26 protein-coding genes are annotated in these 23001 nt (G+C 50.4%); all 26 read right to left on the bottom strand.

Going from position 1 to position 23001, the window contains the following annotated elements; genetic code table 11:
* Positions 1-22: 22 nt before the first annotated feature.
* Positions 23-520, bottom strand: coding sequence for a heavy metal-associated domain-containing protein (locus tag NC796_RS05090; protein WP_310682702.1), 498 nt, complete (start codon positions 518-520; stop codon positions 23-25).
* 23 nt (positions 521-543) lie between these two features.
* Complete coding sequence (locus NC796_RS05085) at positions 544-1413, bottom strand: hypothetical protein (protein WP_310682700.1); 870 nt, start codon at positions 1411-1413, stop codon at positions 544-546.
* A 25-nt stretch (positions 1414-1438) separates the two neighbouring features.
* Complete coding sequence (locus tag NC796_RS05080) at positions 1439-1855, bottom strand: hypothetical protein (protein WP_310682698.1); 417 nt, start codon at positions 1853-1855, stop codon at positions 1439-1441.
* A gap of 70 nt (positions 1856-1925) precedes the next feature.
* Positions 1926-2495, bottom strand: coding sequence for a hypothetical protein (locus tag NC796_RS05075; protein ID WP_310682696.1), 570 nt, complete (start codon positions 2493-2495; stop codon positions 1926-1928).
* A 23-nt stretch (positions 2496-2518) separates the two neighbouring features.
* A complete protein-coding gene (locus NC796_RS05070; protein ID WP_409070355.1) occupies positions 2519-4909 on the bottom strand; it encodes a heavy metal translocating P-type ATPase in 2391 nt (796 codons plus the stop codon).
* Positions 4910-4993: 84 nt separating this feature from the next.
* Positions 4994-5227: a heavy-metal-associated domain-containing protein gene (locus NC796_RS05065; RefSeq protein ID WP_310682695.1), complete on the bottom strand. Its 234-nt coding sequence runs from the start codon at positions 5225-5227 to the stop codon at positions 4994-4996.
* 37 nt (positions 5228-5264) lie between these two features.
* On the bottom strand, positions 5265-5696 hold the full coding sequence (locus NC796_RS05060) for a hypothetical protein (protein WP_310682694.1): 432 nt from the start codon (positions 5694-5696) through the stop codon (positions 5265-5267).
* A complete protein-coding gene (locus NC796_RS05055; protein ID WP_310682693.1) occupies positions 5693-6058 on the bottom strand; it encodes a heavy-metal-associated domain-containing protein in 366 nt (121 codons plus the stop codon). The genes NC796_RS05060 and NC796_RS05055 overlap by 4 nt, the downstream gene beginning before the upstream one ends.
* 144 nt (positions 6059-6202) lie before the next feature.
* Positions 6203-7030, bottom strand: coding sequence for a hypothetical protein (locus NC796_RS05050; RefSeq protein ID WP_310682692.1), 828 nt, complete (start codon positions 7028-7030; stop codon positions 6203-6205).
* Between the two features lie 185 nt (positions 7031-7215).
* On the bottom strand, positions 7216-7587 hold the full coding sequence (locus NC796_RS05045; protein ID WP_310682691.1) for a hypothetical protein: 372 nt from the start codon (positions 7585-7587) through the stop codon (positions 7216-7218).
* A 60-nt stretch (positions 7588-7647) separates the two neighbouring features.
* On the bottom strand, positions 7648-7908 hold the full coding sequence (locus NC796_RS05040) for a hypothetical protein (RefSeq protein ID WP_310682690.1): 261 nt from the start codon (positions 7906-7908) through the stop codon (positions 7648-7650).
* 9 nt (positions 7909-7917) lie between these two features.
* Positions 7918-8994, bottom strand: coding sequence for a DUF2231 domain-containing protein (locus tag NC796_RS05035; protein WP_310682689.1), 1077 nt, complete (start codon positions 8992-8994; stop codon positions 7918-7920).
* Positions 8995-9053: 59 nt separating this feature from the next.
* Complete coding sequence (locus tag NC796_RS05030) at positions 9054-10586, bottom strand: multicopper oxidase domain-containing protein (protein ID WP_310682688.1); 1533 nt, start codon at positions 10584-10586, stop codon at positions 9054-9056.
* Between the two features lie 52 nt (positions 10587-10638).
* Entirely contained in the window at positions 10639-11274 is a 636-nt protein-coding gene (locus NC796_RS05025) for a class I SAM-dependent methyltransferase (RefSeq protein WP_310682687.1), read from the bottom strand.
* A gap of 15 nt (positions 11275-11289) precedes the next feature.
* Positions 11290-13086 carry a cytochrome c biogenesis protein CcdA gene (locus NC796_RS05020; protein ID WP_310682685.1) on the bottom strand — a complete coding sequence of 599 codons (1797 nt, stop codon included), beginning with the start codon at positions 13084-13086 and terminating at the stop codon, positions 11290-11292.
* A 31-nt stretch (positions 13087-13117) separates the two neighbouring features.
* Positions 13118-13702 (bottom strand): TlpA disulfide reductase family protein, encoded by a 585-nt coding sequence (locus NC796_RS05015; protein ID WP_310682683.1) that lies wholly within the window; start codon positions 13700-13702, stop codon positions 13118-13120.
* 13 nt (positions 13703-13715) lie between these two features.
* A complete protein-coding gene (locus NC796_RS05010; RefSeq protein WP_310682682.1) occupies positions 13716-14474 on the bottom strand; it encodes a plastocyanin/azurin family copper-binding protein in 759 nt (252 codons plus the stop codon).
* A gap of 50 nt (positions 14475-14524) precedes the next feature.
* Positions 14525-15022, bottom strand: a complete 498-nt coding sequence (locus NC796_RS05005; RefSeq protein WP_310682680.1) for a DUF411 domain-containing protein — start codon at positions 15020-15022, stop codon at positions 14525-14527.
* A 44-nt stretch (positions 15023-15066) separates the two neighbouring features.
* Positions 15067-15642 (bottom strand): SCO family protein, encoded by a 576-nt coding sequence (locus NC796_RS05000; RefSeq protein ID WP_310682678.1) that lies wholly within the window; start codon positions 15640-15642, stop codon positions 15067-15069.
* Between the two features lie 34 nt (positions 15643-15676).
* Positions 15677-15820 carry a hypothetical protein gene (locus tag NC796_RS04995; RefSeq protein ID WP_310682676.1) on the bottom strand — a complete coding sequence of 48 codons (144 nt, stop codon included), beginning with the start codon at positions 15818-15820 and terminating at the stop codon, positions 15677-15679.
* A 2-nt stretch (positions 15821-15822) separates the two neighbouring features.
* Positions 15823-15957, bottom strand: coding sequence for a hypothetical protein (locus NC796_RS04990; RefSeq protein WP_310682674.1), 135 nt, complete (start codon positions 15955-15957; stop codon positions 15823-15825).
* 182 nt (positions 15958-16139) lie between these two features.
* Complete coding sequence (locus tag NC796_RS04985) at positions 16140-16478, bottom strand: P-II family nitrogen regulator (protein ID WP_310682672.1); 339 nt, start codon at positions 16476-16478, stop codon at positions 16140-16142.
* Between the two features lie 21 nt (positions 16479-16499).
* On the bottom strand, positions 16500-16862 hold the full coding sequence (locus NC796_RS04980; RefSeq protein WP_310682670.1) for a P-II family nitrogen regulator: 363 nt from the start codon (positions 16860-16862) through the stop codon (positions 16500-16502).
* Between the two features lie 15 nt (positions 16863-16877).
* Positions 16878-20042, bottom strand: coding sequence for an efflux RND transporter permease subunit (locus NC796_RS04975; RefSeq protein ID WP_310682668.1), 3165 nt, complete (start codon positions 20040-20042; stop codon positions 16878-16880).
* Positions 20043-20101: 59 nt separating this feature from the next.
* On the bottom strand, positions 20102-21541 hold the full coding sequence (locus tag NC796_RS04970; protein WP_310682666.1) for an efflux RND transporter periplasmic adaptor subunit: 1440 nt from the start codon (positions 21539-21541) through the stop codon (positions 20102-20104).
* Between the two features lie 20 nt (positions 21542-21561).
* Positions 21562-22956 (bottom strand): TolC family protein, encoded by a 1395-nt coding sequence (locus tag NC796_RS04965; protein WP_310682664.1) that lies wholly within the window; start codon positions 22954-22956, stop codon positions 21562-21564.
* Positions 22957-23001: the final 45 nt, after the last annotated feature.

Raw genomic sequence — 23001 nt, 5'->3', positions numbered from 1 at the left:
AATCTGTTGGGATGAAAGAGAATTACGCTTTTGTTTTATCAAAGCTCGCTATCCACAGCTTAGTCCCGGCCCCGTCACTCGTTTCCGCTTTACCGGTTATGGTCAGAGAGCCGTTGGTATTTGAAATATCCTTAAGTTTGCGTTCATTTTCAGCTTCCAATATGAAATGCTCTCCCACAACTGTTTCCAAAACAAGACTGCCTGATTCATTCTTGGTCACCGTTCCTGTTACAGTGATGTTCGCTTCCTTGGCTTTAAATCCGCTTTCCTCAACGGCCTGGCGAATGTCGCTAAGAGTTAGTTTATTATCTTGTTTCAGGTTAGCCGTTAACAAACCGTCGTTAAGGCTGACCGAAGCGGATTCTACTCCATCCATTTTTTGAATGCGCTTTTCCAGACCGTAGGCACAGGGCGCACAGTCCATGCCAAACACGGTTTGTTTGACTTCCAAAAGTTGACCCTGCCCCTGCAGGGGAATCAGGAAATGACCGATTAGAAATAATACGATGTAATTCTTCATAATAAAACCTCACGTTTTTATAGTTAAAACCAATATGATAGTACAAAGTTCAGCCGATACGATTCGGAGTCTTGCGTGCCGGGAAAGCTCGAGTATACCGGAAATAAAATACCCCCGGACAATCCCCACTTCCCGTACAGTCCCAATACACTGGGACCGAGCAACGATTTTGTGCCACCTGTATTTGGCTGTTCAAGACCTCCCATTTCATTATTGCCAACCCATTCGGTGACGCTCTCTACAAAAATACGCCAGTCCGGTTTGGGATAATCGTGTTGGAAGACGGGCGGCCGGTAGCCAATTACGCCGGTGACATACGCAATATCTCCCAGCCGGTCGTTGTGCTGCTCGGTGTAATACTGATAACCGCCCCCGGCCCACCCGTAGAAGGTCCGCGAAGCATAGCCGGTTACGAGTCCGCCGTGCAGGCTTGGACCTACATGAAGGCCTCCTCGTTTGTCTTCGGTCGGGACTGACCCACTGAGCAACAGGGTCGATTCAAACCGTTGCCCGACCCCCGGATAGGTTTTAAATAAGCGAAACAGCCCCGAGACCTCCAGGTCACCGTAACTGCCCATCATGGTGCCAAGTCGGCCTTGAGGGGGATTAGCAATTCTTTGCAGAGGGGTGGGAACTGATATGTTCAGTTGAATATCTTCGGTCAGACCGTAATGCCAGTTCTGGCGGAGCATCCATGCCGAGTTGCCTTGCCGGGTAGACATCGCCATCACATCAAAACTGAGTTCACCCTGTCCGAGGGTGGGGGTAGCCAACGTAAATACCGGGCCGTGACCACCTTGGGCATAGGAATTACTGACAACTACCTGCGACAGTCCGACAACAATGAAAATTAATAGTAACCTAGTAACAATCTTTGGATAACGAGTACTCATAGTATTTGGCTGACTAAATAGATGGTTAAATTCCCAGAAACCTCATAATTGGAACCAGTGCGTAGGCAAAAAAAGCTCCGGTGCTATAAATGATGACCGAAGACCAAAACATAACTTTGGTAAATCGGCCAGCCATTTCACATCCCTGACCTCCGGTAATGCTGCATGCCACTTTACCTTTTGGGCGGTACACCAGAATGCCACTTATAAGCAGCATAATTCCGGATCCAAGAAAAATCCATACTTTGTAGCCAGACAGGGTAACCATCCACGGAAACGTAGAAATCATGGAGGTCACGGCCGCACCGCCAGCAAAAGCGGCAACCGCCGCGGGCAGGGCACAGCATATTAATGTGCCGGTAGAGGTAAACAGGGCAACAAAGCTGGAGGCTTTCTGCTTCCAGGTTTGATTGTTGGTTTTAGTGGTTTGGGTCGAATCCATAATTAATGACTGTTTTATATTCTATCATACAATATAAGGCCTGTACCATACCCCAGAGTCAAGCGGTAATTTACCGGTGTCCACCGGGCCAGACCAGTACGGGCATATTGACCACAATGCCGGCCTCTTCAATCGTAAGTTTTCCATTAGATCGAGCATCCATGAGAGCCTCGAAGGTTTTCAATTCTCGGGGTTCGGCCTCTTCGTTCCAGCGAACCAGGTGAATGGAACGTAGTGGGCTATAGGTGGGATCACCTGGAACGGAACCAAAGATATCGGGTTGGAATCCAAACGGGCCGTGTCCTTCGATCCCGTTTTTAAAGACGTAAATATCAGCAAGCAATGTATCAGGGGTTTGTGCCAGCTTCGGCATATGCACTACCTTTGGTCCCATCATCTCGGTCAGCATATTGGCTACCGAAGAGTCCGATGCTTCGGTGTGGATGAAGTAAAGGTCTCCACCATCGTGATAGGCCTTGACCAAAGGCGCCAGGTTTATGGCCTGCAGGGAGTCGGGCACCACGCCCATCGCGGCGGTCATATCCTGCGGCTGGCTGTCCCAGTCTTTAACGAAGTTTTGTTCACAACCCGAGAATAGAAGTACGAGCGATAGCAAAAGAAAAATAGAATATCGTATCATAATAATTGAACTTTTAATAAAAGTTATCGGTGCTCCAATTCCGGTTTATATCCCATTTCCACCAGCGCCTCGCGCAGGCTGGAATCGTTGACGTTGCCATTGGTGAACACGACCGTTACTTCGTTTTGATCCAGATCCGTTTCTACGATAACATCCTCAAATCGCTTGTTGAGCGTGCTGGAAATGGTTTCTTCGCAGTGCATGTTGGGGACGCGATAGGTAATGGATTGCTGTCGGCTTTTCTCCTGTTCTCTGAACCGGGAAGCTTTGGAAATGAGTCGCCCCAAGAAGGAGTTCGCCAATACGGCCGTCACGCTGGCCACCATGGCGATCATCGCCCAGACCGGATAGAGTAGTCCGGTTGTTGCCAGGGGCACGCCGATGCCGTTGAAGCTGAAGGCCAGCAACAGGTTCTGTTTGGTTTTCTTGAAGGAGTTTTCCCCAATTTCGAAGGCCTCGACCAGGGCGTACAACCGTTCACCCATCAGGATCACATCGGCCGATTCGATGGCAATGTCGGTGCCCGTGCCGATAGCCATACCCACATCGGCTTGCGTCAGGGCCGGGGCGTCGTTGATGCCGTCGCCGACCATCGCCACGCGCTTGCCTTCCTCTTGTATGCTGCGGATGCGTTCAGCCTTTTGATCCGGCTGCACCCGGGCTTCGATCTGTTCGATCCCTACCTGATCAGCGATCGCCCGGGCCGTTCGCTTGTTGTCACCGGTCAGCAGCACCAGGTTCAGTCCCATGTCCTTCAGTCGCCCAACCGTCTCTTCCGCGTCCTCCTTGAGCGTATCAGCCAGGGCAAAAAATCCGGACAGGGTTTCGTCGGTGGCCATGGCGATGACGGTGTGCCCCTGCTGTTCATGGTCGGAAATCCAGGAGCTGTTTTGTTCTATGTTAATTCCCTGTTCCCGCAGGAATTCCAGGCTGCCCACCCGGATGGTGCGACCGTCAACGGTGGCCCGGATTCCTTTGCCGGTGGTAGAATCGAAATCAGTGGCTTCGGGGAATCGGTCAACGTTACCTCCTGCATAATCAACCACCGCCTGTGCAAGCGGGTGTTCGGAGTTTCGTTCAGCGGCCCCGGCCAGCCTGAGAAATTCATTTTTACTCATGTGGTCGGTGGTAAACACGTCCACGACTTTGGGTTCGCCAATAGTAAGCGTACCGGTCTTGTCCAGCACCACGGTGTCAATGTCCTTCATGATCTGAAAGGCTCCCCCCGAACGCATCAGGATGCCCCGGTCGGCCGCCATGCCTCCGCCTCGAATCATCGCCAGCGGCGTGGCCATACCCAAAGCGCAGGGATAGCCCAGCACGAATACATCCAGCATGGCAAAGATTGCGCGGGGCAGGTTCGTTTCGCCTGTTACCAGCCAGAGGCCCAGCGTCCAAATAAGCAGGGATAGTATGGCAAACCCCACTACGCCGGGCACGTAGTATTTGAGCACGTGGTCCACCAGCTGGATGATGCCGGGCTTCATGGCGCGGGCCGCCTCGATGTGTCGGGCAATCTGCTGCAGGAAAGAATCGTCTCCAAGGGCCGTCACTTTAACCAGCAGGCTACCCGTCTGGTTGATCGATCCGCCCACCACCTGATCGCCTTCGCCTTTTTCCACGGGGATGGATTCACCGGTCACGATGCTCTCGTCCACCCCGGAGCGACCTTTAAGAATCTCCCCATCGACGGGAATATTTTCGCCGGGACGGATCCGGACCCGATCGCCGATCTCCAGCTGATCAATTTCTACTTCCCGTTCGTTGCCATCCTCATTCACCCGGCGGGCGGTGTCAGGTTGCAGGTCCAGAAGCTTGCGTACCGACTCTGAGGCCCGGGCCCGCACCTTGTTGGCCGACCAGCCGGACAGTATGTGGTAGGTTGTGATAAAGACCGATACGCCAAAAAACTCGGTGGCCGGAAAGACGGGGTTGTACAGGCCAGCGATGCCGCCGATCAGACCAGAAAAAGCCCCGAACTCCAGCAGGTTATGCTGGTTGAGTATGCCCCGGCGCAGCGACTGCCAGGCCTTTTTCTTGATGTACCAGCCCGGGCCGAACATCGTGGCCAGGGCCAATATCATGGTTGCATACGGATGCCACCAGGCCATGACACCCGCCCACATCATCGACATAATACCGAGCGCAGCCAGAGTAAGCACCGAAGCAACCAGCAGGCGGTTGCGATGCGTCTTCAGTTCCTGCTGCTGTTCCTCAAAGGCCTTGACCTTGTCGGGGTCGCGGATGGTATAGCCAAGATCGAGCAGCACCTGCTTGAGGTTCGGTTCCTCGATACGATCCGGGTCGTATTCAATCAGCACCTGCTCGTGGGCCAGGCTGACGCTGACGGTATCGACACCATCTTTTTGCCCCAGGGCTTTCTCGATACTCTGGGCGCAGAACGAACAGGCCATACCGCCAATGTGGAGTTGCAGGTTTTGCATAGCAGTTATTCGTTTCCGTTATTAGTCATGGATCTTAAAACAATTGGCCACCAACTACTTCTCTGTTTTGGCTGTTGATTTACGCTCGGCCGTATAGTTGGCTTTGGCCAGAGCATTTTTGAAATCCTCAAAAGAAGCTTGCTCGGGATCAAACTCCACTTCGGCAGATTTATCGTCGAAGGCTACGTTAGTGTTATTTACGCCGTCGAGACGCTCCAAAATGTTGGTCGTGCGGTCGGCGCAGCCTTCGCAATGCAGATCGGGAATATTGAATGTCAGTTTTTCCATGATGCTATCTTTGATTTTCCGATATTAGGTTTTTGATTTAAAGCAAAATCCATTGCGTTAATAAATAGGTCAGTGCCACCAGCAAGGGCAATTGCAGGACCGGAGTCAGCGCCACATCTCCCATTTGTTTGGGAAAGTGCGGCACTTTCCGGTTAAAATGCCACAAGCCGAGCCGCTGGGCGATAAGCTCTGTGATATAGGCTCCTACAAAACTTATGATCAACACAAATCCGTAGTGCAGCAGGCCTGCCTCACTTAGCCACAGCGCATCGGAAAGCCACCAGCTTATCAAATAATACAGTCCCACGGTATATAACACATCCGAGACAATACCAACCGAGCAATTACCCAGGCGTATTCGCCAGGGTTTACCGGCACAGGTATTTAAAGCTTTGGTCTGGGCCAGTTCCCACGGCGTATGCAACAGCAGGCTAACCACGACCAAATACAGGATCAGCGGAACCATCATTGTTTGGTTTCGCCGTCAGATTCGTTTGAATCTTTCCGCTGGATTTTTGTCAGTTTATAACCGGCATTTTCTACGGCCTCTTTGATCGTCTCATCGCTAATTGGGTTACTACCCTTGTAAGTCAATTTAGCAATACCTTCCTTGGATGATATTGATTTGACTTTCACCCCTTTCAGTTTTTCGAGGGATCTCTTGCAGTTCTGTTCGCACATGCTGCAGGCCATCCCTTCAATTTGCAGGGAAATTTGCTCACCTACCGTCTTTGTTTGATCGTTTGACGCTTTATTTTGTGCAAGTGAAGCGGAAGAGAAGCCAATAACGATTAGTATAAATGTCAATAATGCTGCTGTTGATTTCATCATGGCTAGGTAGTTTAGTTCGGATTACACCCGTAATATAAGCCCTGTACCATGGTCGAGAGTCAAATAGTAATTCCAGTCTATTAATCAATATTTACCAAAAAAATGGGACCTCCTTTATTAAGAAGGTCCCTTTGGTTTGATTAATTAAAAATGGTAGAATGCTGATACCAAAAATTGGGTTTCGGCATTCTGAATTTCGTTAAGCGGCAACTGCGCTCCCAACCCTATAATTAAGGGAGTCTCCTTTAGGAGCTTAATCCTCAGGCCAGGAGAGAAAAACAATTCGTTCTCAGTGTTGATACCACTCAGCCGTTGGGTACCGTTCAGCTCCAGCAACGGCTGAAGCCTGGAAGACAGATGATATAAGGCCGAAATGTTGTATTCCAAGCTGGTAGAAACATTCTCCTGGTGTTCCTGATTCGTGGGGATATGAAACAGGGTCCACCCGACCAGTTCCAGGTTTCCGGCTTTCACACCCGCGTTAAGGAACAGCGAAAATTGATAGATGTTCTCCGCCTCTTGATGGCCAGCCGGTTCCCGGCTGTGTCCCTCTTCTGTTCCATGAGAGTGGCCACTGCCGGTTGGAAGATCGAGGGAGAGACCGTATCCCAGGAGTATGCCCAGCTCTTCGAGCGCATAGTTGGCAAATTTGAACAGCAAATGGGTGTTGCCAATGCTTTTTTCTACCGGATCATAATGAACGCCGGCTTCAACACTGAAGATCCGGGAGAATGCGTATTCACCTTCCAGCTCCGTTTCGCTTGCCGATCCCGGATGTTGAAACTGGTAATCCATGCGCAGTTTCGTATCCGGGGAGACCGACTCGGTAAACAGCGGATGGACAAAATGCAATCCAGTATGGTGTCCCGGTTGCTTTGAATCCCCTGCGTGAGAATGCTGCGCATGCGTAATGTTTGATAACATCAGAAAAATGGTACTGAGTAATAATAGTATTAGATAGAATTTCTTCATTGGTAATCCTCCATTGGGTGAAAAGTTGATTTGTTAGGCTAATATCACGGAGGCGAAGTACGGGTTGGTAATAAGTCAGTTTTCATACTGCTTAAATAGCCGTGGAACGGTGAAAATTGCTTTTAACCGCTGTGACTCTATCATCAGATAGGGATATTATTTTCACCTTGATGTAGGGACGTACTTCACCCATGAAGGAAGGCCTGGGGAGGTTTGAGCAGCCGGTCAACCGGATCTTGTGGATTTACATACTTGTTGAAGGGAGTATAATATATTTTCTGAACCAAGATTGGGGTAAAGGGAGCTTTGTGGAACACGCATTTGGATACCATAAAAATGAAAACCGACATATCTGAGGAAGCGTGGCAATTTGTATAGGAACCGTTTTCACCGTGATCTCTGTGCAAGCTGTACGCCTGTGCTCCCGAGGAACAACAATCCATCAGATCTTTGCAGCAACTGATATCAATGATGACCGTCTTTCCGTTAAACGTAACGGGAACATATTGCAACGCCAGAATGCCGCTTATCAATATGGCAATGATTCTGGTAACCATTATTTCTTTTCTTATTCAAATGTGGGTAGAAATAAAATATAAAAGTAAAGGTTGTTTTTCTTATTTCCTGGACCTTGACGACCAGTGCAGCGCGTTGATTTCCCAGCTCCCTTCTTTTTTGAGAACAGCTAGTTCGAGGCTGTTGAGATCTAATTTTCTATCGTTATAAGTGCCCCGGGTATGCGTTAGAGTTGAAACCCAGGCGGTATTGCCCTCAATCGTCTTGATTACATTCTTCTTTGTAGCAGAAGGCTGACCTACAGATATGGAAGTACCGATTATAAATAGGAAAACTGCAGTCAATAATATCCGAGTAAACATAATGTTGGTTTAATGATTGTTGAGTTGCGTTAAGGTCATCCGATCGATAAGTACAGTTCCGGTTCCATCCAGCCTTAGGCCCACGCTGCCGGCTTCGGGTGCATCGCCGTGGCCATGCAGCGCCATTTCTTTATTGATGTAGACCCGAAAGTGTGTGCCATTGACGACGGTGCGAATAAACAGCATACCCGATGCCGAGTAGGATTCTTCGGCAAATACTTCACGATTGCCCTCACTTACCCGTCCCTGGGAAATCGTGCCGCCAGAGGACAATGTCACAAAATCATAGTTTTGGGCATCCTGCACGTGGTTGACGAGCGAGATTCCCCCCTCAAAATCGGACAAGTCCAGATAGTAATCGACCTGCACGTTTTGGAATGAGTTTTTTCCCACAAAGAAATTATTGGTAGAATCGACGGTTATCTGAAGCAGGTGATTGTTGTCGTTGCTAACAACGGTTGGTTGCAGCTCTGAAGCAGATCCCTCCAGCCACCGGAACCGGGAAAGCAGCGTGCTCACGCCATTCGGACCGATCTCCCACGACCAGTTCCCATTTTCACTGACAATAAAAGTGGTACTTGCCAGTTGCAGGCTATCCGTGGAAACCGAGATAGTGCCAGACTGCTCTACCAGCTGACCGGTACCCGCTCCGTAGCCAAAGACCATCTTGGCCCCGTGGTCTCCTGTTTCATACAGAAAAAATATTCCGGGCAAGGCAAAGACAAACAGTCCAATTCGAATGGCCTGCTGATCTATTTTTTGATACCAGTGGAGCAGAATTCGCAATACAGCATAGATCCCAAAGAACCAGACGGTCCACAGTGCCCAGTCGGCATGTTCGTTGAGCACGGATTGTGCTCCGGACGGCACAAATATGCTGTCGGCCGCCAAGGTGCCGGTATAATAAGCAGCTACGGCCGAAATGGCACCAATGCCATACAGTATCGTCGTTTTAAGATCGTCCCACCACTTGTCGGGCAGAAAGAAGTTCAGCAAGTCCATTAATACTGACAGCAGAATAATGGCAATGGGAAAATGTACCAGTATCGGATGAATGTTGGGGGCCCATTCGGGTATCAATTCCATAAGCATATGGTTTCAATAGAGTATTTTGTGATTAACATCTTACAGAGCTATGTACAACATCAGGATATAATCTCAAAATTGGCCATCATTCCGTTGTCTTCGTGTTCCAGGTTGTGGCAGTGAAAAACGTACAAGCCCTCCTGGGCATCGAATTCGGTCAGCACCCGCACCGTTTCCCCGGCGTCCACCCGCACGGTATCTTTCCAGCCTCGTTCGTGAGGGGCCAAGCTCCCACCACTGCGATCCAGCACCTTAAAATGGGTCACATGGATATGCATGGGATGGGGCATCATCGTGTTGTTAACGAACTCCCATATTTCCAGTGCCCCCTGAGAGACTTTCTCATCAACCCGTAGCATTTCAAAGAACCGGCCGTTAATAGCCGATCCCTGCATCATCTCCATGGTCAGATCAATGCGCCGGGTCCGGTCGGCATCGGCCGCGTCGGGGAAAGACAGCTCCGTAAGCGTTTGGGGCAACCGAAACGGGTCCTCTGTTTCCCGGGTAATCCGGAATTCTAGAAATGCTCCACCCTTATTTTGGGAATTATTGCTGTTGCCTCCCATCATACCCTGCATGCGTTCCATCATATTGACTTCGCCGTTCATCATTCCGCCCCCGTCCCTGTCCATCATGTCCTCCATCATACCTCCCATGCCGTTGAGCAGCCGGGCACTCATACGGACGGTATCCCCGGCTTTATACCGGCTGAAATCCACCAGCAGATCAGCCCGTTCTCCCGGGCTTAATGTTACTGAAGAGACTTCATAGGGCCGGTCGAGCAGGCCACCGTCGTTGCCGATTACATAAAAAGGATTTTCATCACTCAGAGCCAGCTCCATGATCCGGGCGTTGGAGCCGTTTAGTAGTCGGAGCCGGTAGAAGCGGGTGCTCACTTCGTGGTAGGGGGCCTTCATCCCGTTTACCAGCAGGGTGTTTCCGAAATAACCCATCATGCGATCCATCATATTCAGGCTGTACACCATTTGTCCCCGGTCGTTGAACTGTTTTTCCTGGATGATAAACGGCAGCTCCTGCTCCCCGGACGGCAGGTTCAGCGCTTGTTCCTCTTCATCCTCCACAAGCAAAAATCCACCCAGCCCCCGGTATACCTGCGGACCTGTAAGTTTATCGGGATGCGGATGATACCAGTAGGTGCCCGCTCTTTGGTCGATATCGAACCGGTAGTTGTAGGTTTGTCCCGGCCGGACAGCATCTTTCGGATGGCCGTCCATGTCGGGGGGCACCACCAGCCCATGCCAGTGAATAATACTTTCCTGGTCAATGCGGTTCCGGTAGTCGATGGACAGTGTATCGCCGCGTTGCACCCGGATGGTGGGGCTGGGCAGCGAGCCGTTGAGGGTATAGACATCCGAGGCCGCTCCACCAGCCAATTTTCGCCGGGCGGTTTCGGCCGCCAATTCGAATTCAGAAGCTCGAATTTCTTCCGGAAATGACAACGGTCGTGAAAAGGCATCAACGGAAGGATTGGGTCCTCCCTTGTTTTCCGACTGGCAGGCCAGCAAGGCCGGTGAAAGCGTTAGTATTCCAGCTCCGGTGCTTACGAGTTTTAAGAAGTCTTTGCGTTCCATACTATTTTTCACTTTACGTGAGCGATTCCATCTTCGATAAGGGTTATTAAATTTATTTTTTCGTAGCTCTTCCCATAATATGCGGGCCAACTACGGGTAATGAGAGCGTGAAATGTTCCAAATGCAGTTCGTTAAATCCGGCCTCTTCAATCGCTTTCCAGGTTTCCCGGTCGGGCCGACAACCTTCGGCCATCCGTCTCCACAACGGTTTAATCCACCGTTGGATACGGCGTAAAAAAGTGTGTTCTTGTGCAGCCACATGTTCCATAAATAAAAATGTGCCACCGGGTTTAAGTACCCGTTTAATTTCGTGTAATGTCTGCTGTAAATCGCTAACGGAGCACAAGACCAGCGTACTTACTACGCCGTCCATGCTTTCATTTTCCAGCGGAATATCTTCTGCAGCTCCGGTGAGGATCTCGATCTGCCTTCCGAGTTTGTCGGCTTTTTCTTTCAGGTATCGCTTCATGTGCGGATTGGGTTCCAGTCCAGTCAAAAGCACCCTCTCGGGGTAGAACTCCAAATTGGCTCCGGTACCGGGACCGATTTCAAGCACCGAACCCGAGAGACCGGAAAATATCCGGCGTTTTCGTTCTTCTACCCGCTGGTTGTATCGGTCTTCCCCCTTGTGCAGCATCCAGGCATTTAGCCGGGATATTAGTCCGGTATGTGGGTTCGTTTGAGGCATAATCTTTTGATTTATTTATTCCGGCATTCGTCTCAGAAATTCGTCCGCGTTTACAAATCCCACGATGCGGGCTTCCTCCACTTCATTGCCATTTTCGTCCAAGAATATGATCGTTGGTACCCCGGCTACGCCGAACTGTTTGCGGAGTGCTTCAGCTTCCCGGGATTCGTAATCGGTAAGGTCGACTTTAATGGTGCGATATGGTTCCAGTGCAGCGATCACCTCTGGATCGGTGAAGGTAATGCGGTCCAGCTCCAGGCAGGGCACGCACCAGTCGGCCGTAAAATCCAGCACGACAGGCATTTCTTTCGAAGCCGCCTCCTCAAGTTTGTCCGGGGTGTACGTCTCCCAGTCCACCGTTGGCTTGGCCAGATTCATGATTACGAGCAACCCGCCTATCATACCGGCGATACCTACTACGCGCTTGACACGCGAAAAAATCTTCATATTACGTCCCGATGTTTCCAAAAAACCAAGATAGATACCACCTAGAATCAATGTCGGAGGCAGGATGTAGAGCACATATTTCGGAAACCAGGCCAGCGCCAGGAAAAAGAGGGCGGCACCCACCAGAACCACGCCAAAAACTTTTTTTACCCAAACCATCCATTCTCCAGAACGCGGTAGTTTTGTCAGCAAACTGCTGAAAGTGCCAAGAATGAGATATGGAAGTCCCAGACCCAGGGCCATCACAAAAAATACGATAAAACCAAACATGGGATCGCCTTGGGCGCCGACGAAGGTCAGAAGCGCGATCACCGGCGGACCGATACACGGGGCAGCAAAAATACCCACCATAATGCCGGACAGGAAATGTCCGGTTGGACCCACGGCTCCCTGCGTGCTTCCTAGTTTCTGCAAGAACCACTGAGGCGGTTGTAGCTCATATAATCCAAACATACTCAGCGCCATGGCCAATAGAATAATTCCGACTCCTGCCAACACCGCTGAACTTTGCAGCCAATTACCGAACAGGTTGCCGGTATAAGCGGCTGCTACACCCAGTACGCTGTACATACTGACGATCCCCAGCACGTAAATCGAGGCCATCACAAAAGTCTTGCGGGTGCTTGTCTTTTGTTCGGCTTGCCCGCCAAACAGCGACACCGTGACCGATAGCATCGGATACACGCAGGGCGTCAGGTTGAGCGCCAGACCAATCAGTAAAATCCCCAGAAAGGCCAGAATCGTCCCGCGCTCGTTAAACATGGAGGCGATGGAATTGTCACTGAGTGAAGCAGAGGATGAACTTATAGATTCACCCGCATTTGCAGAAAAAAGGTTCTTATTGATCGATTTAAAGCCGGTATTGGCCGCTACAACGTCAACCGGGATTGAAATGTCAATAGTGGAGGGTGGCAGACAAGATTTGTCGTCGCAGGCCTGCACGCGCAGGTTGCCGGTCAGGGGGTAGGAGCCGGGAGCCAGACCGTGAGATGTTGCCAGTGTAAAAAATATGGGGGCGTCGCCCTGATAAACATCCAGCGGTTCTCCGGCGAAAGCAAAGGTAAACCGCTCTGACTCTGGATATTGAATTCCCGAAACCGTAAAGCCAGGGTGCTCTTCAATCTTCAATTCCGTGCCAATCAGGTAATCCAGGGTAGGTTTGTGGGCATTGACGTGCCATCCCTCCTCAATATGCATCACTACCGCAGCTTTAGCCGTATCTTCGGCCGGAACCACATTTTGGGAAAGCTTGACTTCTACCTCCACTTTTCCGGCGCTCCCCGCTGGTTGGGCAGGAAGTTTGTTCCCCAATCCCAATAAAAGCAGGATTGCGAATGAAGCAATTATGAACTGGTGAATCTTCATAGATAATTAGATCATTTCAATTGGTTAGAAGTTAGTTTCCTTCTGCTAACAATTCCTTAATCCTCGGTTCCAACTCTTTTTTCGTAACCGCTCCGACTGCGAAATAGCGCAGGTTACCTTGCCGGCCGATAATATAGGTGGTCGGGATGCCCATAGTAGGGCCATATTTTTCCATCACAGTTCCATCGCTGTCGATGTACATCGGGTAGGTGACACCGTATTCTTCCATAAACGGGCGCACCACCGATTCTCCCTGCTCGTCGATGGAGACCCCGAGGGTGAGGTAACCCTCGTCTTTGTATTTCTCGTGCAGATCGACCAGGTCGGGCGTCTCGTCCCGGCAGGGTGGACACCAGGTCGCCCAGATATTTATCAGCACGACCTTCCCTTTTTGCTCGGAAAGCCGGAATGTTTCGCCGTTTAAAAGCGTCACTTCAAAATCCGTGGCCGTCGCCTTTTTTTGGGCCCGGTGCAACGGAGCCGAGTAGGGATCCAGCCGCTCGACGCGCTGGGCCGAACCGCTCTCGTTTTGTCGCGCCTGCTGCCGGGATTCGTTTTGCTTCGCTCCGCAGGCGCTCAGAAAAACCAACAAGCCTGTAAGTATTAAATACTTCATAATATCATATTGTTTATGATTGAACGATTAACTGTCCCCGCATCCCGGCGGCAAAGTGTGCCATAAACGAGCACACGTACTCATAACGGCCGGGCTCCTCTGGGGTGGAAAAAGTAATTTCTACGGTTTCTCCACTGGCAGCCAGTCCGGTATTAGCGATTATGTCTTTTTCTCTGGCGGGAGGGATATAGTCGTTTTCCCGGTTGGCCGCGTTGACAAACGCCTGGGCATTGACACCTTGGTCCAGCAATACCCAGTTGTGAGCCATCATCTCGGGTTTGAGCTGACTAAGCGTTCTCAGGCGAATCCTGAGCTGCTCCCCCGGCTTGACCTGTATCTGATTCAACATTAAGTAGGACTTTCCATTGAAGGTCTTGATGGCACTTCCCGTGCCGATACGATCCCCTTCCTCTTTGGCTACAAATTTCATCTGATCAGTGCCGATGATCGCAATGGTTCGAATATTATCGCCGGCAGGATGTTGATTTTCAGGACCTTCGGAGGCCGTCTTTTGTGGCTGTTTCCATTCCGTTTTCTTGACAATTTGCCCGGTCGGGGTGATCATTTCTCCGGGTGCCGGTTCTTCCATCGGGAATCGGTTGATGCCGACACCGGGATCCAGGTTGTCCGGCACATAGTGATTATGAGAACCGTGGTTTACTGCCGTGTAGGGCTTCGGGTTAAAAAAGCCCAGTGAATCCGCCAGGGCGAAGCCAGCGGCAATAAGGACTCCCAGTATAAACAGGTATTTGAGTTTGTTTTTGGATGTCATGGTAAAGTTGTGTTAGCTGGATTTAGAGCAGAAACTCATCACGTTAATCATTAAAACTTGTCGAAAAACGCCACCTGGTCTGGTCCGTTGAAAAAATACACGTCAACCGGCCCGGGTTCTTCCGCCATACCCGGGGATTGAGCCGGCATGCCGGGCACGGCAATTCCTTTGGCCTTTGGCCGCTCCTTTAGCAGCTTGTTAATCGCCTCGACCGGGACGTGGCCTTCCACCACGTATCCGTCGATCATCGCCGTATGGCAAGCACCCAATTTATTGGGGACTCCTTTTTGTTTTTTAACGGAAGCAAGGGTATCCGACGGTATTTCTTTTACTGAGAATCCGTTCTCTTCCAGGTAGGCCGCCCATTTCGAACAGCATTGGCAGTTAGGATTTTTGTACATGGTGACGCTGATGGGTTCGGTTTGGGTGAGTGTTGCCTCGTCTGTTTTGGCTTTATCCTGCTTTTCCTGAGAACAGGCGGAAAAACCGGCTACTCCAAGAAAAATTAGGGTGAGGTACAAGAAGTATTTTTTGGATATAAATGTCATAGATTCAAATGTGTGTTGGTAATTTGGTGTTTTAGCTTAGCTTTTTATTGCAGTTTGTTAATATCTTCGACCACGTGTTCAGGCGGGACCATACTACCACCGTATTCGGTGCGGGTCCGTCCCCGACGGTCAATGAGATTGATCTGGTTAGTATGGTTGAACCGGTATCCGCCAGCGGTGGTGTCGGGCTGCATTTCGGTCCGTATACCTACCCGGTCCAGCAGCGAGTAGACGGTGGCCGAGTCGCCGGTGAGAAACGTGAACCGGCGTTCGCTCAGATCGAATTTGTTCATGTATTCTCTGAGTACCGATGGGCGGTCCCGCATCGGATCGAAGGTGATACCGACAAAATGCACATCCTTCATATCTGAAATCTGGCTGCTTATTTTTTTCATATTGGCGGTAATGGCTGGACAGACGCCGGGGCAGTTCGTAAAGATATAGCCGGTAACAATTATCTTCCCTTTAAAATCGTCTGGAAATGTTATGGCGGTACTGTCTTGGTCAACCAGTTTCCAGGTCCGAGCGCCCAAGTCATCCAGTACTTCCGGTGAGTTGCAACCGGTCATTAACATGCCCAGTAAAACAAACACAACAAATGAAATTCGTGATAGAGTCATTGGTCATCTTTTTTTGTAATTGTCAGAAAGCTCATCATGCTGATTGTTTCAGGCTTCTCCGTCCTGCTTGTCGCCCTTCAGCATTATTTTGATCATCGGGATACAACAGGCGAATAGGAGAACGAGCAGCAATGCAATGCCGATTATTCATATCCATGTCCATATCTCCACCCATCATGTTCATACATCTTCATGCACATGCCTGTCCATTTTATCGTCCATCATGCCCTGCATGCCGGACTTGGCACTGTCTCCATGCATATTTTTTATCATCATACGCATCATTTTCTTATGCATCTGAGGGTTCTCCATCATCTTTTGCATCATTTCCTTCATCATGGTAGAAACCTACTTCATCTCAATGTTGTTTTGTCGCGCGTCCTGCTGCTGGTCCTGGACTGGTTGAGCCACGAATAAAGCTCCAGCAAATATCGTAAGTGTTAGTAGTCGTTTCATAGTGATTGGATTTGTTTGGTTTTGATTTGTTGAAATTGTTATCAGACGGTATAGGTTCTTTGTTCGCCGTCTCGGACTCTGATACTGCGCTCAACCGGGAGCACTACCATAATCCCGTCGCCTTTATGACCCGTGCTGGCATTTTCATGAATAATCTTGACGACGGCATCTACATGATCGTCTTCCGAGACCATTTCGAGTTTTACCACCTTGGAATGCAGGGCCGGGAATTTTAGTGATCCATGCCGGTTCTCCGGATCACTGTAACTTCCCATTCCTTCGGCTTCCATTACCGTCATGCTGGTAAAGCCTTCTTCATTTAGTGCACGGTGTACTTCTTCGAACATATCGAGGCGAATGTACGCTTTGATGAGTTTCATGATTTTTCCTACTATAGATTGTTAAGATGTTCTTGGCTCATCCCCTGAAAGCAATGCATCCCGCCCGGTTCTTCCGGTTCGAATATGGATGGCTTGCTCCACGTCAGAAACATAGATCATACCATCTCCTTTGATACCGGTATGCGCTTTTTCCCGAATAACCTCCACAATTTGGGATACTTCTTCCTTTTTACAAACCAGTACCAGTTTGGCAAATTCAGCATAGCGTTCGGCAATTCGCACCGAAAACTGGGACTGGTTGGGGTCGGTGCTCCCGACTCCCATTACATCAATCAGGGTCATGCGGTCAATGCCGATGGCCTCCAGCGCATCGACCACTTCTTCGGACTTTCGTTTTCGAATAAAAGCTTTGATTTCTTTCATAATAGATCCCTCCTGTTATTGATTATCAGATGTGTCCTGGTCCGGATTATGGCCTTCGATATGGGCGGCCGCCAGGCGCTTCACTTCAGGCCTTTTCCACAGGTAGTAGATGACCGGCAATACCACCAGGCTCAACAAGGTGGCCGAGACCATGCCGCCCACCATCGGCGCGGCAATACGTTTCATGACCGTTGCCCCGGTACCCATGCCCCACATGATGGGCAACAGGCCGCCGATAATAGCACAAACGGTCATGAATATCGGGCGAATTCGCTGGGCCGACCCCTCCAGGATGGCTTGTTTCAGATCGTCCAGAGAATTCATCCGGTCGTGGTACTTGCGATCGTTGTAGGCGTTGTCGAGGTAGGTCAGCATGATCACCCCGATTTCCGCCGCCACGCCTGCCAGCGCAATGGCTCCCACGCCGACCGCCACACTGAGATTGTAATCGAGCAGCCAGAGCAGCCAGAATGAGCCAACCAGGGAAAACGGCAGCGTCAAGATAACGATCAGGCTTTCCTGCAGACTTTTGAAGTTAAAATAGAGCAACAGGAAGATGATCAGCAGGGTGATCGGTACCACGATCTGCAGCCGCTGTTTGGCCCGCTGCATATATTCGTACTGCCCGCTCCAGGTTATGCTGTAGCCCTGTGGTAGATCAATCTGCTCGTTTACTGCCTGCTGTGCATTGGCAACATAGGCCCCTATATCGGACGTATTGAGATCTACGTAAACCCAGCTTGAGTAGCGGGCGTTTTCGGTTTTGATCACGGGGGCTCCTTTCTGAATCTGCAGGTCGGCCACGTAACTGAGGGGAATCTGTGCGCCCGACGGGGTGGGAATCAGTACCCGCTTGAGATCGGTCATGTTATCGCGGACCTCCCGCGCATAGCGCAGGTTGACCGGGTACCGCTCCAGTCCCTCCACGGTTTCGGTAATATTCATGCCGCCAATAGCTGACTGAATCACATCCTGTACGTCACCGACCGTTAGACCGTACCGTGCGGCTTCATCCCTGTTGATGTTAAAGTCGAGGTAATTACCCCCGGTTGTTTTGTCAGCAAAGGCGGTCAGCGTGCCAGGGACGTCACGTACTGCTGAGGCAACATCCCCGCTGAGTTCAGCTAACTGCTGTAGGTCCGGGCCGGTTATTTTAACACCCACCGGTGTTTTAATTCCTGTAGCCAGCATGTCGATACGTGTCTTGATCGGCATCGTCCAGGCATTGGTTAGGCCGGGGATTTTTATCGACTGATCCATTTTCTGCTGCAGTTTTTCCATGGTCATCCCCTCTCGCCACTCTTCCTCTGGTTTAAGCTGAATAGTGGTTTCAAACATCGAAAGCGGAGCTGGATCGGTAGAGGTCTGCGCTCGTCCGGCTTTACCCAATACGGTTTCTACCTCGGGAAAGCTTTTTATGATTTTATCGGTCTGTTGCAGCAGTTCTTTGGCTTTGGTGATGCTCAGGCCGGGATCCGTCGTGGGCATATACAGTATATCCCCCTCATTGATAGGAGGCATGAATTCCGAACCGAGTCGTTGCAATGGAAATACGGATACGCCGAGTATAACGACCGCGGCAATGAGCGTGGACCATTTGAACCGCAGGGCAAAATTTATGACCGGCCGGTAGATCCAGATAAGAAACCGGTTGACAGGATTCTCATGTTCTGGCCTGATTTTTCCGCGAATCCAATAGCCCATCAACACAGGGACGAGCGTAACCGACAGCAGGGCTGCCGCGGCCATAGCGTAGGTCTTGGTAAAGGCCAGGGGCGCAAACAGCCGTCCTTCTTGTCCCTGCAGAGCAAAAATAGGCAAAAAGGAGACGGTGATAATCAGCAGCGAGAAAAACAGCGCGGGTCCCACCTCTTTTGAAGCATCAATAATAATCCGCCAATGGTCTTTCTTACCCGCATCCCGCTCCAGATGCTTGTGGGCGTTTTCCACCATTACAATGGCGGCATCCACCATGGCCCCGATCGCAATGGCAATACCACTCAGCGACATAATATTGGCATTAATGCCCTGAAAATACATCACGATAAAGGCGGCCAGAATACCCAGAGGCAAGCTCAGAATAGCCACCAATGAACTGCGAAAGTGCAGCAGGAAGATCATGGTGATCAGCGCTACAATCAAAATTTCTTCAAGAAGCTTCTCTACCAAAAATGCTATGGACCGATCGATAAGGCTGGACCGGTCGTAGGCCGCCTTGATGGTAACGCCTTCTGGTAGGCCACTTTCCAGCTCCTTTAGCTTATTCTTAACGTTTTGAATGGTCTGCAAGGCATTTTCGCCGTAGCGCATAACCACCACTCCTCCCACGGTTTCTCCCTCGCCATTCCAGTCAAGTACGCCTCGCCGCAGTTCCGGCCCAAGGTGCACGTTGGCAACGCTTTTCAGTTGTATCGGGGTGCCGGCAGCCGCATCAAATCCTATGGGAATGCTCTCCACATCGGCCACCGATTGGATATACCCCTTGCCTCTTACCATAAATTCGGTTTCGGCCATCTCAACCAGGCGCCCGCCTACGTCTTTGTTGCTTTCTTTAATGGCCATTTTCACCTTCTTCAGCGGTATATCGTATGCCAGTAACTTGTCAGGGTCGACATCCACCTGGTACTGCTTCACGAAACCGCCCATACTGGCTACCTCAGCAACACCGTCCACACTCAACAACTCGTATTTAAGAAACCAATCCTGGATAGAGCGCAACTGCTGCAGGTCGTATTGATCGCCGCCGTCCAGCACATATTCATATACCCAGCCCACTCCCGTAGCGTCCGGGCCCAGGTTGGGCGTCACCCCTTCGGGCAGAGCACCGGCGGCCGTATTCAGGTATTCCAGCACTCGACTGCGGGCCCAGTACATATCCGTGCCATCTTCAAAGATGATATAGATCATTGAGAAACCGAAAAAGGAATACCCGCGTACGACTTTGGTGTTGGGAACCGACATCATGGTGGTCGTTAGCGGGTAGGTTACCTGATCCTCCACCACTTGGGGAGCCTGCCCTGAATATTTGGTGAATACGATCACCTGTACATCACTGAGGTCAGGAATGGCATCCACCGGGGTATCATACAACACGTAGGTTCCGCCGGCCAACAACAATACGCTGGCTATGATCACCATAAAGCGGTTATTCACCGACCATTCTATAATTTTCTGTAACATCTGTTATACTCCAAAAGGTTATAAATTCTTAGTAACTTGATCCTTCAGATCCAGGTAACTTACTGCCTGTTCATCTCTTTCATGCGCTGCTTTTGTACAGTATCGGTGGCGGACCCGGTATCGGTATCCATATCCATCTGCATATTTTTCATCTCCATTTCCATATCCTTCATAGTGGTATCAGCCGGCTTTTTTTGCTGCAGCATCTTCTGGATGGCTTCCTGGAGTCTGCTTTCGCTGTCGATCAGGAACTGGGCGGAAGTCACCACCATTTCGCCGGGTTCTGCACCTGACAGCACCTGCAGCTCCTCGTTCCGGGGGCCGCCTTCCACGCCCAGCGTGACTTCACGGGGTTCAAACTTCCCTTCCCCCAGAGCCACAAATACTACGTTGCGTTCTCCGGTACGAAGTACAGCCTCGGACGGGATGACGACCGCGTCAGAAATCGGGCGACTTTCGATACGCACACTAGCATACATGCCTGGCTTGAGATTCAAGTCCGGGTTGGGAAACTCCAGTCGCACCTGTACTGTACGGGTTTTCCGGTCGACCTCGGGATAGACATAGGCTACTTTGCCTTTGTACACGTTGCCAGGCTGGTAAGAAAGCTCCATTTCGGCCGGCTGGCCTTCGCGCACCCAAGGCACCTCATAGTCATAAATACTGGTTTGTACCCACACTGTTGACAGGTCAGCAATCTTATATACATTGTTACCGGCCTTTATGTGTTCGCCTTCTATAGCACTCTTCATGGTTACTACACCCGAAGCCGGGGCGTGCAGAGTCAGGGTCTTCTGAACTTCACCGGTCTCTCGCAGGCGTTCAATTTCCGATTCCGGTATATCCCAGTAGTCGAGGCGCTTTCGGGCGGCCTTAAGCAGGCTGTTGCTCCCGCTGCGAACGGTTTCGTAATCGCTGCCACTTATTTTATCCAGCGTGTTCAGCGCCAGCAGGTATTCCCGCTGGGTGGTGACCAGTTTTGGGGAATAAATGCTGAACAGCGGATCTCCCTGCCGGACCATCTGTCCGGTATAGTCAACATGGAGCTGTTCAATCCATCCGGAAATCTTGGTGCTTATATTATGAAGCTTCTGCTCATCATATTCCACTTTCCCTACGGTCCTTACTGTGGTGGAAAGATCTTTACGCTGGACTGGTGCGGTACGAACGTTCATATTTTGAACCACGACCGGGTTGATGCTTACCTGTCCTTCCGTATCCTGGGCCTCGTCGGCATAGACCGGAACAAGGTCCATCCCCATCTTGGACTTGCCGGGCTCGTCATAGATTTCGGTCGGATCCATTGGGGCTTTCCAGTACAGAATTTCGCGGTCTCCCTCTTGTTGAGGTTGTGCGGCAGAACTGGTTTCAGCTTGAGAAGTATCGGCAGAAGTGTTCTGCATTGATCTGGAATTACCGGTTTGAAGACCGAACCAGTAGCCACCTGCCGCGACCAGTATAAGGGCTGATATAAAGAGAAAAAGGTGTTTAGTATTCATTTTTTTGGTGTTTTGATCTGTTAATTACTTGGTTCAATTTCTTCCGGGCTGACATTATATTTTCCATAGAGATATTCGAGCTCGGCCACGGCAATATTGCGTTCCACGTAAGCCGTATTGAGCCCCATTTCATAATCCAGTATCTGTCGCTGAAGCTGTATTAACTCTTCAAAATTGCCCACCTCCGTTGAGTAGGCTTCAATGGCAATTTCCAATGCCCTCCGGGTTTTAGGCATGAGTTGATCTTCATACAGGTTGATCCGGTACTGGGCATCCCGGTACTGTTGTAGCCGTTTTTCCGCATCCGCATACAGCCTGCCTCTGACATCGGTTTGTTGTGCCTGGATGGAGCGGATATCCAGCCTGGCTTCCCGTTGTTGTGCGTTGTACTTGTTTCGATATAAAGGCACTTTTACCGAGAGCTTGGCCACCAATGCAGTTCGCTCTCCCGGCATCAGTGGCATGTACATGAAGTTGGGGAGCATAGCTTCAACGCCCACGCCAAAAGAAGGGAGCCCACTCAGCCGTGCTCCCTCCAGAGCGTACTCGGCGGCCTGTTTGTTATAGTCAAGCCGGGAAAGACGGGGATTTTGAGCCTGAATTTTGGCCAAAATTTTATCAGGTGACAGCCCCAGGGTATTCGTTTCCATAGGCATTGGCATGTCGATGGCAGCCTGTGGATCCCGATTCAGCAGCGTATTAAATTCGATCTGGTGAGGCACAAGTCTATCCTCCATCTGTTCAATGCGAGTACGAATCTTGTCCTTTTCAATCTGTAATCGGATGAGATCAACCTGGCTGGCTTCACCGGTTTCATATATAATGTCTACCGTGGATTCAAGCATACTCAACAGCTCCAGGTTTTCCCGAAAAACTTTGATATGGTGGTTGATTTCGTACATCTGAAACCGCACTTCCTTAATATCCCGGAAGAGCCTGTTCCGGGTATTGATAACCTCGTCCAGTTGTGCTCTGGCAAGACTTTGCACTCTTTTTTCAGCGGTATTCAGCGTTCCGAACCAGGAAAACCACTGCGAGGCGGAAAGCGTCATTCGGCTGAGCGGACTGGAATAATTTCTCGGATTGGCGAAATACATAAACATCACTTCCGGATCGGGCAAGGTGCCGACCTGCGGAGCCTGTTCCAATATGGAACGGTATTTATAAACCAGGGCTTGAAGCTCCGGATTATTTCGGGCCGCCTCCTGGAGGTAATGGTCGAGTTGGGTGGCCGTGGTATCCTGTTGGGCGTGAACTTTGGCACTAGTAACAAGCAGGAAGAAGATCAGCCCTGCAGTAATTTGTACCATCAACCGGCTCCCGACCCTGTCCAATACGACCGGCCATAAAAGCCCGGAGGATATATACTCGCTTACCCGGGTAGACGGATTAGTGGTTTGTGGCAAAAGCTTCATATTTGGGAATAGTTATAATTTTAAAATGAATCGAATTTCTGTTGT

This window comes from Aliifodinibius sp. S!AR15-10 (genome assembly GCF_031569985.1).
GTDB lineage: Bacteria > Bacteroidota > Rhodothermia > Balneolales > Balneolaceae > JAMQKA01.
The sequence above is the reverse complement of the archived record's forward strand: the minus strand, read 5'-3'. Positions and strand labels throughout refer to the sequence as shown.